At 69.0% G+C, this 16182-nt stretch carries 14 protein-coding genes; 8 read left to right on the forward strand and 6 right to left on the reverse strand.

What is annotated here, in order from left to right; translation table 11 throughout:
* Positions 1-31: 31 nt before the first annotated feature.
* Together nadD and DIS04_RS13070 are read right to left on the reverse strand one after the other, a co-directional pair.
* Positions 32-661: a nicotinate-nucleotide adenylyltransferase gene (nadD, locus tag DIS04_RS13065; RefSeq protein ID WP_111414320.1), complete on the reverse strand. Its 630-nt coding sequence runs from the start codon at positions 659-661 to the stop codon at positions 32-34.
* Between the two features lie 68 nt (positions 662-729).
* Positions 730-2031 (reverse strand): glutamate-5-semialdehyde dehydrogenase, encoded by a 1302-nt coding sequence (locus DIS04_RS13070; protein ID WP_111414214.1) that lies wholly within the window; start codon positions 2029-2031, stop codon positions 730-732.
* Positions 2032-2121: 90 nt separating this feature from the next.
* On the opposite strand from DIS04_RS13070, the gene DIS04_RS13075 reads away from it, so the two are divergent.
* From DIS04_RS13075 to DIS04_RS13085, 3 genes are read left to right on the forward strand one after another with little or no spacing between them, the layout of a single operon-like run.
* On the forward strand, positions 2122-2991 hold the full coding sequence (locus tag DIS04_RS13075) for a hypothetical protein (protein WP_111414215.1): 870 nt from the start codon (positions 2122-2124) through the stop codon (positions 2989-2991).
* The gene (locus DIS04_RS13080) at positions 2984-3916 is read left to right on the forward strand and encodes a diguanylate cyclase domain-containing protein (protein ID WP_111414216.1); all 933 of its coding nucleotides are present in this window, start codon (positions 2984-2986) and stop codon (positions 3914-3916) included. The genes DIS04_RS13075 and DIS04_RS13080 overlap by 8 nt, the downstream gene beginning before the upstream one ends.
* 38 nt (positions 3917-3954) lie before the next feature.
* Positions 3955-5352: a bifunctional DedA family/phosphatase PAP2 family protein gene (locus DIS04_RS13085; protein ID WP_111414217.1), complete on the forward strand. Its 1398-nt coding sequence runs from the start codon at positions 3955-3957 to the stop codon at positions 5350-5352.
* Between the two features lie 18 nt (positions 5353-5370).
* Here the strand turns inward: DIS04_RS13085 and DIS04_RS13090 are convergent, their stop codons facing one another.
* From DIS04_RS13090 to mpl, 3 genes are all read right to left on the reverse strand, one after another.
* Positions 5371-5994 carry a LysE family translocator gene (locus DIS04_RS13090; RefSeq protein ID WP_179951270.1) on the reverse strand — a complete coding sequence of 208 codons (624 nt, stop codon included), beginning with the start codon at positions 5992-5994 and terminating at the stop codon, positions 5371-5373.
* Positions 5995-6067: 73 nt separating this feature from the next.
* Positions 6068-6685, reverse strand: coding sequence for a flavin prenyltransferase UbiX (locus DIS04_RS13095; RefSeq protein ID WP_111414218.1), 618 nt, complete (start codon positions 6683-6685; stop codon positions 6068-6070).
* The gene (gene mpl / locus DIS04_RS13100; RefSeq protein WP_111414219.1) at positions 6678-8057 is read right to left on the reverse strand and encodes a UDP-N-acetylmuramate:L-alanyl-gamma-D-glutamyl-meso-diaminopimelate ligase; all 1380 of its coding nucleotides are present in this window, start codon (positions 8055-8057) and stop codon (positions 6678-6680) included. The genes DIS04_RS13095 and mpl overlap by 8 nt, the downstream gene beginning before the upstream one ends.
* Positions 8058-8250: 193 nt before the next feature.
* Here mpl and DIS04_RS13105 point away from each other — a divergent pair, with 193 nt between their 5' ends.
* Entirely contained in the window at positions 8251-9510 is a 1260-nt protein-coding gene (locus DIS04_RS13105; protein WP_111414220.1) for a 6-phosphofructokinase, read from the forward strand.
* Positions 9511-9579: 69 nt separating this feature from the next.
* Here the strand turns inward: DIS04_RS13105 and DIS04_RS13110 are convergent, their stop codons facing one another.
* Positions 9580-11325, reverse strand: coding sequence for a protein kinase domain-containing protein (locus tag DIS04_RS13110; RefSeq protein ID WP_422667994.1), 1746 nt, complete (start codon positions 11323-11325; stop codon positions 9580-9582).
* Positions 11326-11541: 216 nt separating this feature from the next.
* Here DIS04_RS13110 and ppa point away from each other — a divergent pair, with 216 nt between their 5' ends.
* The 4 genes from ppa to accC all read left to right on the forward strand — a co-directional run bounded on the left by ppa (position 11542) and on the right by accC (position 16176).
* On the forward strand, positions 11542-12072 hold the full coding sequence (gene ppa / locus DIS04_RS13115) for an inorganic diphosphatase (protein WP_111414221.1): 531 nt from the start codon (positions 11542-11544) through the stop codon (positions 12070-12072).
* Between the two features lie 197 nt (positions 12073-12269).
* Positions 12270-14135 (forward strand): protein-disulfide reductase DsbD, encoded by a 1866-nt coding sequence (gene dsbD / locus DIS04_RS13120; RefSeq protein WP_111414222.1) that lies wholly within the window; start codon positions 12270-12272, stop codon positions 14133-14135.
* Positions 14136-14343: 208 nt separating this feature from the next.
* Positions 14344-14808 (forward strand): acetyl-CoA carboxylase biotin carboxyl carrier protein, encoded by a 465-nt coding sequence (gene accB, locus DIS04_RS13125; RefSeq protein WP_111414223.1) that lies wholly within the window; start codon positions 14344-14346, stop codon positions 14806-14808.
* A 27-nt stretch (positions 14809-14835) separates the two neighbouring features.
* The gene (accC, locus tag DIS04_RS13130; protein WP_111414224.1) at positions 14836-16176 is read left to right on the forward strand and encodes an acetyl-CoA carboxylase biotin carboxylase subunit; all 1341 of its coding nucleotides are present in this window, start codon (positions 14836-14838) and stop codon (positions 16174-16176) included.
* The last annotated feature ends 6 nt before the right edge of the window (positions 16177-16182 follow it).

Genomic DNA, 16182 nt, shown 5'->3' on the forward strand with positions numbered 1-16182 from the left:
TTGTAGCGTCTTGGGCAGCCTATGGCAGCGCTCAACGACGCCGATAATAGGAGTTGGCACGTATTTGCGCCTCGACCGCCTCGGGCAGCAGGTAGCGAACGCTGCGCCCCGACGCCAGGCGCTGACGAATCTCGGTGGCCGAGATCGCCATGCGAGTAGGCAGTGCAAGCCGCAGCAGGTGGCCCGCGGGGCGCCGCATCAGGACGCCGGGGCTTGCGACCTCGCGCCCCTCAATCAGCTCGCCCAGGGCGGCCGGCAGCGGTTCCTCGTTACCGGGGCGGGCGATCACCACCAGGTGGGCCAGCTCGAACAGGCGCTGCGGCGAGTGCCAGTCGGCCAGGCGCAGGAAGGCGTCATGCCCCAGCGCCATGATCAGGCGGGCCTGGGGCCCGTACTCCTCGCGCAGGCTGGCCAGGGTGTCGGCGCTATAGGAGGGACCGGTGCGCTCGAGCTCCCGGGGATCGGCGACCAGGCCCGGCGTATCGCCGATGCCCAGCCGCAGCAGCGCCAGGCGTTCCTCGGGCGTGACCCGGGGGGCGCCGCGCAGGGGTGGCACCTTGGCCGGCACCATGTGGACCCGGTCCAGCGCCAGGGCTTCGTGCAGTTCCACGGCGCTGCGCAGGTGGCCCAGGTGGACGGGGTCGAAGGTGCCGCCCAGCATGGCCACCCGCGCGGGTTCGAGCGGGGCTGCGGCACGCCGGGCCGGCAGCGGGCTGGTCTGGTGCGAGGTCACCGACGGACCTGGCCATCGCCCAGCACCACGTACTTGCGGGTGGTCAGTCCCTCGAGCCCAACCGGCCCGCGGGCGTGCAGCTTGTCGGTGGAGACGCCGATCTCCGCCCCCAGGCCGTACTCGAAGCCGTCGGCGAAGCGGGTCGAGGCATTCACCATCACCGAGCTGGAGTCGACCTCGGCCAGAAAGCGCCGTGCCAACCGGTAATCCTCGGTGACGATGGCATCGGTGTGGTGCGAGCCGTAGCGCTCGATATGGGCGATGGCGGCGTCGATGCCGTCGACCACGCGTACTGCCAGGATCGGGGCCAGGTACTCGGTTTCCCAGTCCGCCTCGGTGGCGGCGGCGATATCGGCGATAATGGCCCGCGTACGCTCGCAGCCACGCAGTTCGACGCCATGCTCGGCGTAGGCCTCGGCCAGCCGCGGCAGCAGCCCCGCGGCCACGGGCGCATCGATGAGCAGCGTCTCCATGGTGTTGCAGGTACCGTAGCGCTGTGTCTTGGCATTGACGGCGATCGCCAGCGCCTTCTCGGGGTCCGCCGTGGCATCGACATAGACATGGCAGATGCCATCCAGGTGCTTGATCACGGGCACCCTCGCGTCACGCGAGATTCGCTCGATCAGCGACTTGCCGCCACGGGGGATAATCACGTCGACGTACTCCGGCATGGCGATCAGCTGCCCGACCGCCGCACGGTCGGTGGTCGCCACCACCTGCACGGCGTCCTCCGGCAGCCCGGCCACGCGCAGCCCGTCGCGGATGCAGGCGGCCAGCGCCGCATTGGAGTCGCGCGCCTCGGAGCCGCCGCGCAGGATGCTCGCATTGCCCGACTTGAGGCACAGGCTGGCGGCCTCCAGGGTCACGTTGGGCCGCGATTCGTAGATGATGCCGATCACGCCGAGCGGTACGCGCATCTGGCCTACCTGAATGCCGCTGGGCCGAAAGCGCAGCCCGTCGATCTCGCCCACGGGGTCGGGCAGTGCCGCCACCTGCTTGAGCCCCTCGATCATGGCATCCAGGCGCGCATCGTTCAGCGCCAGGCGATCGAGCAGCGCCGGCTCCAGGCCGTTGTCGCGGCCACGGGCGAGGTCGCCGGCGTTGGCGGCCAGGATCTCGCCACGGCGGCGCTGGAGCTGCTCGGCCATCGCCAGCAGGGCGCGATTCTTGTCACCCGTGACGGCGCGGCGCATCTGGCTGGCGGCGGCGCGTGCCGCCTGGCCAAGGCGGTTCATGTAGGCGACAACGTCGCCCACCTCGGCGTCGGTGCGTTCGGTTTGGGAGGCGTGAGCGGACATGCTGAACGAAGTTCTCCTGGGCAGAGCGCCACACGGCGCTGCGGACGTTATACTGGCGCGACACCACGTCGAACTCCATAGTAAGGCACCATGCAGAGCAAGTACAAAGTCGGGCTGATGCGCCTGAACCTGTGGGCCGCAGCGCTGCTACTGATCCTGCTGGCGTACCTGTCGGAACGGCTGTCCAGCGCCCTGCTGCTGGTCCTGGCCAGCGTCTGGCTGATGGTAACGGCCAGCCTGCTCGAAATGAGCCATCGGCGTCCCGCCACCGTGCCCTGGCAGCTGCTGCCCAGCCTGCTGCTGGCCGGCCTGCTGGTCGCCGACCCGGAACGCCATGCGCTGTGGCTGTGGGTCTGGCCCGCCCTGCTGATGCTGCCCCAGCCCGGCTGGGTCCTGGCTCTCACCTGCGCGCTGGCGGTACTGACCTGGTGGATGCTGGCGGATCTGCTGGGGATCGAGCAGACGCTGTTCTCGGGTCTGGTGCTGCTGCCGCTGATGCTGCTGGGCCTGGCGCGCAATCGCTACCTGCTGCCGACGCGCAGCGCCGCACGCCAGCGCATGCGCCTGGTACCCGGGCTACCGTTGTGGAGTGGCCAGCAGCTATCCACCGACCTGCGCCGGGAGCGCGCGCGCTGCCGCCGCGAAGGGGTCCACGCCGAGCTGATGCTGCTGCGCACGTCGCGGCGCCAGCTGTGGACGATGGCCCAGGACCTGTGTCGCCTGACCCACGAGTTCGAGAACTGCTACCGCCTCGATCACCGCACGCTGGCCACCCTGCTGCTCAGCCGCGACGACAAGCAGGCGAGCGAGCGTCGTCATGCGCTGCTCAAGGGGCTGCGTCCCAGCGCCAAGGTGCGCTTCGCCTCGCTGAGCGACCTGGGCACGCTCGAGGAGGCGGTACAGCGCTTCGAGCGTCAGCAGGAAGACCTCCAGGTCGAGACGGAGCGGGCCCATGGCTGACGACAATCGCATGCCCATGAACCGTACCGTCGTTGCCTATGCTCTCGCCTCCCTGCTGCTGGGCGGTTACTCGATCTGGCGCTACCTGATGGGCGACTACAGCCGCATCCTGCTGCCGGCATCCCTCGCCCTGGTCATGCTGGTGGCGTGCCTGATGTGCATCGCGAGCGTCAGCCAGGCCCGCCTGGCGGCCTATCTGGCGCTGATCGTGGGCTACCTGATGCTGGCCCTGGAGCTGCCGTGGCTGGACGAGGCGGGCATCATGTGGCTCGGCTTCGCCCCGCTGCTCACGGTGCTCTTGCTGCCCCTCGCCTCGGCCATGCTGCTCAACCTGCTGCTGACGCCGGCCTGGCTCCTGCTCAGCGACACGCAGCTGGACGCTCACCTGGCGTTGAGCTACGTCGCCATGGCGCTGGTGGCGGCGCTGGTGCCCTGGGAGCAGCGCCGCCAGCAGGCGCTGCTCGACGCCACCAACCCCCGCGACCCCCACTGCAACGCCCTGGCCCGCGAGGCCATGCACGAGCTACTGGCCAGCGAGTACAAGCGCACCCAGTTCCTCGGCCAGCCCTTCGCCGTGCTGGCACTTCACCTGCCTCAGCTCGAGATGGCCAGCGAGCAGTTCGGCAACCGGGCGCGCCAGGCGCTGCTCGACGCGCTCTGCCTGGCCGTCAATCGCTTCTCGCGTCGCCACGACTTCCTCGGCCGTCAGAGCGCCTCCACCTTCTGGCTGGTGCTGCCCGACACCAGCCAGAGCGGCGTCCAGATGGTGCAGCAGCGTATCGGGCAGGCTCTGGAGACCACGGTGCTGGTGGATACCGGGCCGCTGCAGGTGAAGATCGCCCACTGCCAGCGCCTGCCGGGAGAGAGCTGGCCGCGCTTCGAGCAGCGGCTGCTCACCCTGACCCGGCAGCTCGGCAACAACTGAAGGGATGCCCACCCGCCGATTGACCAAGGAGTCGATGCTTGAGCCTGACCGAAGCCCTGCTGCAACTCGCCCCCTCCCCCGAACTCTTGCTGCTCCTCGTCGGCGCCATCGCCATGATCGAGTCGCTGGCCCTGATCGGCCTGCTGTTGCCCGGCGTGGTCCTGATCACGGCGACGGCATCGCTGGCCGGGCACCAGGACATGTCGGTGACCGCACTGCTGCTGGCGGCCTTCGTCGGCGCCATCCTCGGCGACGGGCTCAGCTTCAGCCTGGGCTATACCCAGCGCGAGCGAGTCACCCGGCTGTGGCCACTGTCGCGTCATCCGGAATGGCTGGCTCGCGGCACACGCTTCTTTCAGCGCTATGGCAGCCTGTCGGTGTTCTTCGGCCGCTTCGTCGGCCCGGTACGCCCCATCATCCCGCTGATCGCCGGCATGCTGCACATGTCGCCGCGCACCTTCCTGTGGGCCAATCTGGTATCGGCGGCACTCTGGGCGCCCGCCTACGTGCTGCCGGGCTACCTGCTCGGGCAGACCTGGCAGCAGCTGCTGACGATCCCGGCGGGCCTCGAGGCACTGCTGATCACGCTGGCCGTGATCGTGGTGGTGCTGGCCGTGGCATTCTCCTGGCTGCGCCACCAGGTGAGTCGCTCCGGCCGTGTCTACCGTGCCCTGGCGCGCGCCGCCAGCCGCCATCCGCGGCTGCGCCGGACCTGGCTGAGGAGAAGCTGGCGCGGCGAGATACCGCTGGCCAGCTGGTTGCTGCTGATCTTTTCGCTCGGCGGGCTATCGGGCCTGACCATCGCCGTCATCCGCCAGGATGGCCCCTTCCCCCTCGACCTCCAGGTGCAAGCCTTCTTCGCGACCCTGATGGTGCCGATGCTGCCGGAAGCGGGCCAGCTGCTGGCCCGCGTCGGCGATATCCTCGGCATCCTCGCCCTGGTCATGCCCTGGGGGGCCTGGCTGCTGGTCCGCCGCCACCTCGCCGCGCTGGCCCATGTTGCCGCCGGGCTTGGCGGCATCGCCGTGCTCAACATACTGGGCAAGGCGCTGATCGGCCGGCCACGCCCGGAGACGCCGGACTACCTGACCGGTTCGCTCTCCTACCCCAGCGCCCACGCCTCGTCCGCCGTGGTGCTGTACGGCCTGGCCGCCGCCTTCATCGCCCAGGAACTGCCGCCGCATCGCCGCTTCTGGGTCTACTGGCTGGCCATCGCCCTCACCCTGCCCATGGCGCTGTCACGCCTGGTCATCGGCGTGCACTGGCTCTCCGACCTGATCGGCGGCGGCCTGCTGGGGCTGGTGGTCTGCGCGCTGGTTCGCCTGGTCTGGCAACGCCGGCCCCATGCCTCGCTCAGCCCGTGCCCCTGGCGCTGGCTGACGGTGGCGTCGCTGGTGCTGCTCAGTGCCAGGGTGGCGCTGCTGCCGGCCGTGTGACGAACGCCGCGGCGCGCCTCAGCCGAAGGCCAGCCAGATCCCCACGCCCACCATCAGCGTACCGGCGATGCGGTTGAGCAGGCGCACGTTGCCGCTCTCGCCCAGCACGCGCCGCAGGCCGCGCCCGCCGGCGGCATACAGCAGCAGGCTGAGGAACTCGATGGCAAGGATCACCGCGATCAGCACGACCAGTTGCCCGCCCAGCGGACGCGAGGCATCGAGGAAAGGCGGCAACAGGGCGACGAAGAAGGCCCACCCCTTGGGGTTGGCCACTGCGGTGACGAAGCCCTGCAGCGCCAGTTGGCCACGCGACACCGGGGTCAGCTCGACGCTCTCGAGCGGAATCGCCATGCGCCCGCGGGAGCGCCACATCATCACCCCCAGGTAGCCGAGGTAGGCGCCGCCGAGCCACTTGAACAGGGCGAACAGCTCGGGCTGGCGCAGCATCAGCGTAGCCACCCCGGCACCGGCGGCGCTGGCCACCAGGCCGACGCCAACGAGCTCACCGACCATCATCCACAGCGTACGCCTGACGCCCTGGGTCATGCCCAGCACCATCGACAGGGTCATGCACATGCCCGGCGTCAGCGAGACGAACAGAAAGGTCGGCACGAACACCGACAGCAGCGAGAGCTTGATCATCGTGGCTGGCCTGCCCTCCTATCCTACGAGCGTGAACGACGCGGGTGACATGGCGATGACGCGCCGGTACACCTCATTCGCCCCAACGCGGCAGCATGCGGTGCTCGATGCCGAGCTGGTTGAGGATCCGCGCCACGACGAAGTCGACGAGATCTTCCACGCTTGCGGGACGGTGATAGAAACCGGGCGCCGCGGGCAGGATCACCGCCCCCATGCGCGCCAGGGTCAGCATGTTCTCGAGGTGGATCGTCGACAGCGGCGTCTCGCGCGGCACCAGGATCAGCTGGCGGCGCTCCTTGAGCGCCACGTCGGCGGCACGCTCGATCAGGTTGTTGCTGGCGCCGGTGGCCACCGCCGACAGCGTGCCGGTGGAACAGGGACAGATCACCATGGCGGAAGGGGCGCCGGACCCCGAGGCCACCGGTGCCATCCACTCCTCGCGTCCGAAGCAGCGGATCTGGCCCGCCACCGCCCCGGTACGCTCGACCAGCGCCTGGGCCAGCCGCTCGGGACGCGCCGGCAGGGTAGCATCGGTCTCCGTCTCGACGACCAGGTGCGCGGCCTTGGAGATCATCACCCACACCTCGTGCCTGGCCGCCACCAGCGCCTCGATCAGGCGCAGGCCGTACTGGGCCCCGGAGGCCCCGGTAAGCGCCACCGTGACGGGGGCGCGCAACGCCGGCTCAGCCATGGGCCACCTCGAGCGCCGCCAGCAGCTTTTCGTGAATCCCGCCGAAGCCGCCGTTGGACATCACCACGATGCGGTCGAGCGGACGCGCCTCAGCCACCAGGGCCGCCACCAGGGCGTCGATGTCCTCCTCGAGCTGCGCCGGCACGGGGCTGGCCTGCACCACCGGCTCCAGCGACCAGTCGAGGCCCGGCGGCTGGTACCAGTAGACCCGGTCGGCGGCGGCAACGCTCGCCGTCAGGCGGTCGCGCATGGTGCCCAGACGCATGGTGTTGGAGCGTGGCTCGATCACCGCCAGCAGGCGTCCCCGAGGCGTGGCGGCGCGTAGCCCCTCGAGGGTGGCGGCGAAGGCGGTGGGGTGGTGGGCGAAATCGTCGACGACCTGGATGCCGGCGACCTCGCCGCGTACCTCCTGGCGGCGGCGCGGCGTCTCGAAGCGCGACAGCGCGGCGCAGCCCCGCGCCAGGTCGACGCCACAGACGTGAGCCGCGGCGAGTGCCGCCAGGGCGTTACGGGCGTTGTGCGTGCCGGTCAGCGCCCAGTCGACCACGGCATCCTCGTTCGCCTCGCCCTGCTGGTGAATCACCCGGAAACGCGAGGCGTCGTCGCGCTCCAGCGCCAGGCGCCAGGGGCTCTCGGGGGCGCTGCCGAAGCGCTCCACCGGCGTCCAGCAGCCCATCGCGAGCACGCGCTCCAGCGCCGCTTCGCCATCGGCCACCAGCAGCCGACCGCGCCGCGGCACGGTGCGCACCAGGTGGTGAAACTGGCGCTCGATCGCGGCGAGGTCGGCAAAGATATCGGCGTGGTCGAACTCCAGGTTGCCGAGGACGGCGATCTCGGGGCGGTAGTGGACGAACTTGGAGCGCTTGTCGAAGAAGGCGGTGTCGTACTCGTCGGCCTCGACCACGAATGGGCCGCCGACGGCGCCGAGACGCGCCGACACGCCGAAGTTGCGCGGCACGCCGCCGATCAGGAAGCCCGGCGCCAGGCCGGCCGACTCCAGCAGCCACGCCAGCAGGCTCGCCGTGGTGGTCTTGCCGTGGGTGCCGGCCACGGCGATGACCCGGCGTCCGGGCAGCACGTGCTCGGCCAGCCACTGCGGGCCGGAGACGTAGGGGATGCCCTGGTCGAGCAGCGCTTCCACCTCGGGGTTGCCGCGCGACAGCGCATTGCCCACCACCACCAGGTCGGGGCGCGGCGTCAGGTTGGCCTCGGCATAGCCTTCATGCAGGCCGATGCCGGCCTCTTCGAGCTGGGTGCTCATCGGCGGGTAGACGCCCGCGTCCGAGCCGGTGACGGCATGCCCCAGGTCGCGCGCCAGCAGGGCCAGGCTACCCATGAAGGTGCCGCAGATACCGAGAATATGAAGGTGCATGGAGTTCCGACCTTAAATCACCAGGTAGAGCTGGCGGGCCATGCCCGCCGGAAAGGAACCGGCAGACTAGCACGGCGCGGCGGCGCCCCTCCAGCGGCGTGCAGGTTCGCCGCCTTTCGTCTAAAATGTCTCGCCTTGTCGTGAAGCATGAAACGGATACTTCCCCGCACGAGACCAGGAGCACGCAAGCCCCATGGCCCAGCATAACGCCTTCTACGCCCAGTCCGGCGGTGTCACCGCCGTGATCAACGCCAGCGCCTGCGGCGTGATCGAAGCCTGTCGCCAACACGCCGACCGCATCGGCAAGGTCTATGCCGGACACAACGGCATCATCGGCGCCCTGACCGAGGACCTGATCGACGTCAGCCAGGAGTCGGACGAGGCGATCGCCGCCCTGCGCCATACCCCCGGCGGCGCCTTCGGCTCCTGCCGCTACAAGCTCAAGGACATCGAGAGCCACCGCGCCCAGTACGAGCGGCTGATCGAGGTGTTCAAGGCGCACGACATCCGCTACTTCTTCTACAACGGTGGCGGCGACAGCGCCGACACCTGCCTCAAGGTCTCGCAGCTTTCCGAGAAGATGGGCTATCCGCTGACGGCGATCCACGTGCCCAAGACGGTGGACAACGACCTGCCGATCACCGACAACTCGCCGGGCTTCGGCAGCGTGGCCAAGTACATCGCCACCTCCACCCTGGAAGCCTCGCTGGACATCGCCTCCATGTGCGCCACCTCGACCAAGGTCTTCGTGCTCGAGGTGATGGGCCGCCACGCCGGCTGGATCGCCGCCGCCGGCGCCCTGGCCGGCGAAGGCGAGGGCCAGCCGCCCCACCTGGTGATCTTCCCCGAGGTGCCCTTCGAGCGCGGCAAGGTCATGGCCCGCGTCGAGGAGTGCGTGCAGAAGTACGGCTACTGCGTGATCGTGGTCTCCGAGGGGGCACGCTACGAGGACGGCACCTTCCTTGCCGACTCGGGTAACACCGATGCCTTCGGCCACCGCCAGCTGGGCGGCGTGGCGCCCACCCTCGCCGGCATGGTCAAGCAGGACCTCGGCTACAAGTACCACTGGGCGGTGGCCGACTACCTGCAGCGCGCGGCACGCCACCTCGCTTCGCGCACCGACGTGGAGCAGGCCTATGCCGTGGGCCAGCAGGCGGTGGAACTGGCGATCGCCGGCAAGAACGCCATGATGCCGGCCATCAAGCGCGTCAGTGACACCCCCTACGAGTGGCGCATCGAGTCCGCGCCGCTGGCCGAAGTGGCCAATCGCGAGAAGTTCATGCCGCGCGAGTACATCCGCGAGGATGGCTTCGGCATTACCGAGGCCTGCCGTCGCTACCTGGCCCCGCTGATCCAGGGCGAGGACTACCCGCCGTACGAGAACGGGCTGCCCAAGGTGGCGAGCCTCAAGCTGGCCAAGGCCGAGCGCAAGCTGCCCGCGTTCAAGCTCTGAGCCGCCCCCGGCCTCGCGCAAAGCCCCCGCCCCGGCGGGGGCTTCGTCGTTATCGCGACGGGGCGGGGCTCACCGCAGCAGCCAGGAGAGTACCAGCAGCAGCAGCAGGATACCCGCCACGCCCTGCCAGAAGTTGGCCGGCTCGCGCAGCAGCCGGCGTGGGTCGCGGCGCTTCGGGCGGCCGCGGCCGTCGTGATGCCGCAGCGCATAGAGCAGCTCGGACATGCGCCGGAAGCGCAGCGAACGCTGGGGATCGAGGGCGCGACGCAGGGTGTCGTCGAGCTGCGCCGATATCTCGGGATTGTACAGCCGGGCGCTGCGATAGCTCAGCTGCTCGAGGTCGGTATGGCGGCGCAGCCGATCCGGGCTCAGCTCGTAGGGCAGTTCCCCGGTCAGCAGCCAGTAGATCGTCGAGGCCAGCGAATACTGGTCGCTGCGCCGACCGACGCTGTCGTCCAGCGCATACTCCGGCGCGCTGTGCTCCGAGAGGCCGGTCTGGCGGGCCAGTTCCCGGGAGCGCCGGTGGCCGTCCAGGTCGCGCATGTGGCAGGCGCTGAAGTCGGTCAGCACCACTTGGCCGTGGGTGTCGATCAGGATGTTGTCGGGGTGGATGCGCTGGTGCAGCACCTCGCGATGGTGGAGGGCCTGGACCGCCTTGCCCAGTTGCATCGCGATATCGAGTCGCTGGGCCAGGCTGGCCTGGGGATGGCGCCGAGCCCACTCGGTCAGGGTCATGCCTTCGACGTAGGCCATCAGGTAGTAGAGGTAGCGCCGCGGGCGGGAGGACTCCATGACCCGGGCCACGAAGGGCGACTTGACCCGCTCCACCACCCACTGCTGCAGCAGGAAGTGCTCCAGGTAGGCGTTGCGGTTGGAGAGCTCGGGGCTCGGGGCCTTCATGACCATCTCGCGCTCGGTGCGGCTGTCGCGGACCCGATAGACCCGCGACTGGGCGGTGCGCGACAGCACCTCCTGCACCTCCATGCCGTCGATCCGCTCACCGGGGGAGAGTTCGGGGGGGATCGGCAGGTCGCCGTAGATCCGCCCGGGGTGGTCCCGTTCGACCTCGGGCAGCTGGTCGATGCGCACCAGCTGGAAGCAGAACTGGTCGGCGCCGTAGCCCCGCTCCTGGGCCCGCTCCCGTGCCGCCGCGGCCAGCCGCTCGCAGGCCGCATCGAGGTCGCTGGCGTCCTCGCGGATCAGGCGCACGTAGTCGGACGGCATCAGGGTGCCGCGCACCGCCTGGGTCGTGAACAGGAAGATATCGCCCTGTTTCAGCGGCACCTGCATGTGGTCGATGTCGATGCTGCCGTCCAGCCCCAGCGCCCGGGACGGGTAGCGGTAGCCGCCCAGGTCGCTGACATGATCGCGGGTGAGCTGCTCGAACTCGGCGCCGCGCAGGCGAAAGACCAGGGTGTCGCCCATGTGAAACAGGTAGGCGTCACGCCCGCGGTAGACCATGGCGGAGAGCGAAGCGACGTAGCTGCCCCCCTCGACGAGGCTGCTCTGGCTGTAGCACCAGCCGTTCAGCGCCCGCAGCACGCGGGTCGCCGAGGTCTTCACGTCCCAGTGATCCGGCGTGGAGAAGTAGTCGGCCAGGAATCCCCGCACGCTGAGGTCCCCGGCCTGCTTGGCGATGGCATTGCGTGAACTGGTGTCGCTGATCACCGCGCAGGCGCCCTTGGCGGCGGATTGAGCGGCCTCGCTGGGGATGCGCACCGACATGGAGCTGCGATGACGCCGCCGATCCGGCGCCACGAACGCCTGGCCGACGCTCAACGCCAGTCGATTGGAGGGCACGACGCGCTCCTTCATGATATCGCCACTGATCACCGCTCGCTCCGCATGGCTGGCCGAACCGCCTGACGACGGTCATCATACACGGTTGCGGGCCACGCAACCTGTCAACCAAAGCCCAAGCCGCCCCCTTCCCACCCTCACCTATGTCGCATTGGTAATCCCCGGGCCTGGTCCGTATAATTCTGCGCATTTTGCGGTGTCTTCACTTTTCGCCCAACGAAGGAAGCGACGATGAACTTCGATCACATCCCCGCCGGCAAGGAACTCCCTAACGACATCTACGTCGCCATCGAGATCCCTGCCAACCACGCTCCGATCAAGTACGAGATCGACAAGGAGATGGGCGCTCTTCTGGTTGACCGCTTCATGGCCACGCCGATGTTCTACCCGGCCAACTACGGCTTCATTCCGCACACCCTGGCCGACGATGGCGATCCCCTCGATGCCCTGGTGGTCACGCCCTACCCGGTCCAGGCCGGCAGCATCATCCGTGCCCGCCCGGTCGGCATCCTCAACATGACCGACGAGGCCGGGGAAGACGCCAAGCTGGTCTGCGTGCCCCACGCCAAGCTGACCACGCTCTACGACGACGTTCAGGAGGTCACCGACCTGCCCGAGCTGCTGCGCCAGCAGATCGCGCACTTCTTCGAGAACTACAAGGATCTCGAGAAGGGCAAGTGGGTGAAGGTGGAGTCCTGGGAGGGCGCCGATGCCGCCCACAAGGCCATCGAGAAGGCCGTCGCGGCCTACGAGAAGGACTGACGCTGCCGGCCATCGCACGGGCCGCCCTTCGGGGCGGCCCGTGCGCTTGGATGCGACATCGGGGCGCAGGGAAGATGCCCCCACCGCGGTTCTCTCGCCGACGCCGCCTGGGTTATCCTTGCATGTGACCGGGCGGGAACTCGGTATCCCGCTTCGGGTCCTTCTTACGCGTTCTCGTTTGCAGAAGGTGCCTAGCGTTGCCCAGCCCTGTTCGCGTCATCCGCCTGCTCTGCTGCCTGCTGCTCTGGCTGCCGCTGGCCGCCCACGCCCAGTGGTTCTCTTCGTCCAGCGGCGAGGACGAATTCCTCCCGGTGATGGAGGCCTTCCAGCCCAGCGCCTGGCACGATGGCGAGACCCTCTACGTCGGCTTCGAAAACGCCGAGGGCTACTACCTCTATCGTCACCGGCTCGAGGTGGAGAGCCGCGACGAGGCGCTCGAGATCGGCGAACCTGACATTCCCGACGGCGAGTTCAAGAGCGACGAGTTCCTCGGCGACGTCTACGTCTTCTACGATCGCGTGGTCTTCGAGGCACCGCTGGAGGGTGACGCCGAGGGGCCGCTGGACGTCACGGTCACCTTCCAGGGCTGCGCCGATGCCGGGCTCTGCTACCCGCCCGAGCGGGTCGAGCTGCAGGCTCCCGCCAGTGCCATGCCGGCCGCCTTCGCCGACTGGCGCGCTGGCGGCAGCGGGAGTGCCGAGCGCGACGCCGAACCGGCCAGCGGCGCCACGCCCCCCGCCCTGCAGAGCGAGGACGGTCGCTTCAGCCGCCTGATCGGCGAAGCCAGCCTGCCGCTGGCGCTGGGCCTGTTCTTCCTCGCCGGCCTGGGGCTGACCTTCACGCCCTGCGTGCTGCCCATGGTACCGATCCTCTCCTCGATCATCGTCGGCCAGCACCCCACGCGCCCGCGCGCCTTCGCCCTCTCGGCCAGCTATGTCGCCGGCATGTCGCTCACCTACGCCGCGGTCGGCGTGCTGATGGGGCTGTTCGGTGCCGGCCTCAACCTGCAGGCGCACCTGCAGTCCGCCCCCGTGCTGATCGGCTTCGCCCTGCTCTTCGCGCTGTTCGCGCTGGCGATGTTCGGCGCCTTCGACCTGCGCCTGACACCGCGCCTGGCGCATCGCGTCGATGCCTGGCAGGCGCGTGCCCAGCGCAGCGGTCCGCTGGGCCTCGCCGGGGCCGGCTCGCTCTCGGTACTGGTCGTCTCGCCCTGCGTCTCGGCTCCGCTGGCCGGCGCCATGGTGTTCATCTCCTCCACCGGCGACGCCCTGATGGGCGGCGCCGCGCTGCTGGCGCTGGGCCTGGGCATGGGCGTGCCGCTGCTGCTGGTCGGCACCTTCGGCGCCACCGCCCTGCCGCGCAGCGGCGCGTGGATGAACGGCGTCAAGATCGCCTTCGGCATCCTGCTGCTCGGCGTCGCGGTCTGGCTGGTGGAGCGCCTGCTGCCCCCCGCGGTGAGCCTGCTGCTGTGGGCCGCGCTGGCCATCGGCAGCGCCCTGGCGCTGGGCGCGCTGTCGTTCAACCTGGCCCAGGGTTGGCCGCGGGCACGCCAGGCCGCCGGCCTGCTGCTGCTGGCCTGGGGTTTCGCGCTGGTGCTCGGCGCCGCCATGGGCGGCAGCGACCCGTTGCGCCCCCTGGCGGCGCTCGGCTCGGCGCCGGCTACCGGCGAAGGCGCCGACAACGTCGAGATCACCACGGTGGAGGAGCTCGAGGCGCTGCGCGACACCCTGCGGGAGCGCTCGAGCCAGGGCCAGCCTGCCTTCGTGCACTTCACCGCCGACTGGTGCATCTCGTGCAAGCAACTGGAGCGCCAGGTCTACCCCGACCCCCAGGTCGCCGAGCCGCTATCGCGGTTCACCCGCATCAACGTCGACGTCACCCGCACCGATGCCACCACTCGCGAACTGCTCGACCACTTCGGGCTGTTCGGCCCGCCGAGCCTGCTATTCTTCAGCGGGGAAGACGAGATCCGCGAAGCCCGCATTCAGGGCGAAGTGCGAGCCGGCGAGCTCGCCAGTCACCTCAACGGGGTGCTCGACTGGTTCGAACGGCAGCGCGGCTGATCGCGCCTGCGGGCATGCGCGACACCCGAGCGAACAGCGTTCCCGATCGGCTGGACATCCCCTGCAATTTTAGGCACACTCCGCCAACAACGCTTATCAAGGCCGATAGAGACGGCAATGTTCGCCATCTTGCCGCGATCTATTGAAAGTTGGCTTGGGTTGACTGCGCCCTTGCCCACCGCCATCTACCCACCGGTCGAGACTCAATATGGATATCCGTAAGGTCAAGAAGCTGATCGAGCTGCTGGAAGAATCCAACATCAGCGAAATCGAGATTCAGGAAGGCGAAGAATCGGTGCGTATCAGCCGCCACCCCAACGGCGTCAGCTGGCCCCAGGCACCCATGCCGCAGTATGCCGCCCCGCCGGCGGCTCCAAGCCAGGCCGCTGCCCCCGCGCCAAGCGCCGCACCCGCCGAGGAAGCCCCGGCCGCCTACCAGGGCCACGCCCTGACCTCGCCGATGGTCGGCACCTTCTATCGCAGCCCGGCGCCGGGTTCGAAGCCGTTCGTGGAAGTGGGGCAGAGCGTCAAGAAGGGCGAGACCGTGTGCATCGTCGAAGCCATGAAGATGATGAACCAGATCGAAGCCGATCGTGACGGCGTGATCGAGGCGATCCTGGTCGAGGACGGCGAGCCGGTCGAGTTCGACCAGCCGATGCTCGTCATTTCCTGATCATTCACCGACACTGGCGGACTCCCTATGCTGGACAAGGTTCTCATCGCCAACCGCGGCGAGATCGCCCTGCGAATCCTGCGCGCCTGCAAGGAGCTGGGCATCAAGACTGTCGCGGTGCACTCCAAGGCCGACCGTGAACTGATGCACGTGCGCCTGGCCGACGAGGCCGTGTGCATCGGACCGGCCCCCTCGGCACAGTCCTATCTCAACATCCCGGCGCTGATCAGCGCCGCCGAGGTCACCGATTCCAGCGCCATCCATCCCGGCTACGGCTTTCTCTCCGAGAACGCCAACTTCGCCGAGCAGGTGGAGCGCTCCGGCTTCGTGTTCATCGGCCCACGCGCCGAGACCATTCGCCTCATGGGTGACAAGGTCAGCGCCATCGAGGCCATGAAGAAGGCCGGCGTGCCCACCGTGCCCGGCTCGGACGGCCCGCTGGGCGACGACGAGGGCGACAACGTCACCATCGCCCGGCGCATCGGCTACCCGGTGATCATCAAGGCCGCCGCCGGCGGCGGCGGACGCGGCATGCGCGTGGTGCACACCGAAGGCCACCTGCTCTCGGCGATCAACGTGACCCGCACCGAGGCCCACGCCGCCTTCGGCGACGGCACGGTCTACATGGAGAAGTTCCTCGAGCGGCCGCGCCACGTCGAGGTCCAGGTGCTGGCCGACGGCAAGGGCAATGCCATCCACCTCTACGACCGCGACTGTTCGCTGCAGCGCCGCCACCAGAAGGTCCTGGAGGAGGCGCCCGCTCCCGGCATCGACCCCGAGGCAAGGGCCAGGGTGCTCGAGGCATGCCGCCAGGCTTGCATCGAGATCGACTATCGCGGCGCCGGCACCTTCGAGTTCCTCTACGAGGACGGCCAGTTCTTCTTCATCGAGATGAACACCCGCGTGCAGGTGGAGCACCCCGTCACCGAGATGGTGACCGGCGTGGACATCGTGCGCGAGCAGTTGCGCATCGCCTCGGGCCTGCCGCTGTCGATCCGCCAGGAGGACGTCAAGGTCAACGGCCACGCCTTCGAGTGCCGCATCAACGCCGAAGACCCGCGCACCTTCATGCCCTCGCCCGGCAAGGTCACCCTCTACCATCCGCCAGGCGGGCTGGGGGTGCGCATGGACTCGCACCTCTACACCGGCTACACGGTGCCGCCGCACTACGACTCGCTGATCGGCAAGCTGATCACCTGGGGCGATAGCCGCGAGATCGCGCTGACGCGCATGCGCAACGGCCTCGACGAGCTGCTGGTGGAAGGCATCAAGACCAATACCGACCTGCACAAGGACCTGGTCCGCGACGGCCACTTCCAGCAGGGCGGCGTCAATATCCACTACCTGGAGAAGAAGCTCGGCTCCTAGCAAGTC

The organism is Billgrantia lactosivorans (genome assembly GCF_003254665.1).
In the GTDB taxonomy this organism is placed as follows: Bacteria; Pseudomonadota; Gammaproteobacteria; order Pseudomonadales; family Halomonadaceae; genus Halomonas; species Halomonas lactosivorans.

Coding starts and splice junctions, on each gene's coding strand:
- accC (WP_111414224.1), top strand. CDS start 14,836: ATGCTGGACAAGGTTCTCATCGCCAACCGCGGCGAGATCGCCCTGCGA.
- DIS04_RS13075 (WP_111414215.1), top strand. CDS start 2,122: ATGCAGAGCAAGTACAAAGTCGGGCTGATGCGCCTGAACCTGTGGGCC.
- nadD (WP_111414320.1), bottom strand. CDS start 661: ATGCTGGGCGGCACCTTCGACCCCGTCCACCTGGGCCACCTGCGCAGC.
- DIS04_RS13070 (WP_111414214.1), bottom strand. CDS start 2,031: ATGTCCGCTCACGCCTCCCAAACCGAACGCACCGACGCCGAGGTGGGC.
- mpl (WP_111414219.1), bottom strand. CDS start 8,057: ATGCACCTTCATATTCTCGGTATCTGCGGCACCTTCATGGGTAGCCTG.
- DIS04_RS13105 (WP_111414220.1), top strand. CDS start 8,251: ATGGCCCAGCATAACGCCTTCTACGCCCAGTCCGGCGGTGTCACCGCC.
- DIS04_RS13110 (WP_422667994.1), bottom strand. CDS start 11,325: ATGAAGGAGCGCGTCGTGCCCTCCAATCGACTGGCGTTGAGCGTCGGC.
- DIS04_RS13080 (WP_111414216.1), top strand. CDS start 2,984: ATGGCTGACGACAATCGCATGCCCATGAACCGTACCGTCGTTGCCTAT.
- accB (WP_111414223.1), top strand. CDS start 14,344: ATGGATATCCGTAAGGTCAAGAAGCTGATCGAGCTGCTGGAAGAATCC.
- DIS04_RS13095 (WP_111414218.1), bottom strand. CDS start 6,685: ATGGCTGAGCCGGCGTTGCGCGCCCCCGTCACGGTGGCGCTTACCGGG.
- ppa (WP_111414221.1), top strand. CDS start 11,542: ATGAACTTCGATCACATCCCCGCCGGCAAGGAACTCCCTAACGACATC.
- DIS04_RS13090 (WP_179951270.1), bottom strand. CDS start 5,994: ATGATCAAGCTCTCGCTGCTGTCGGTGTTCGTGCCGACCTTTCTGTTC.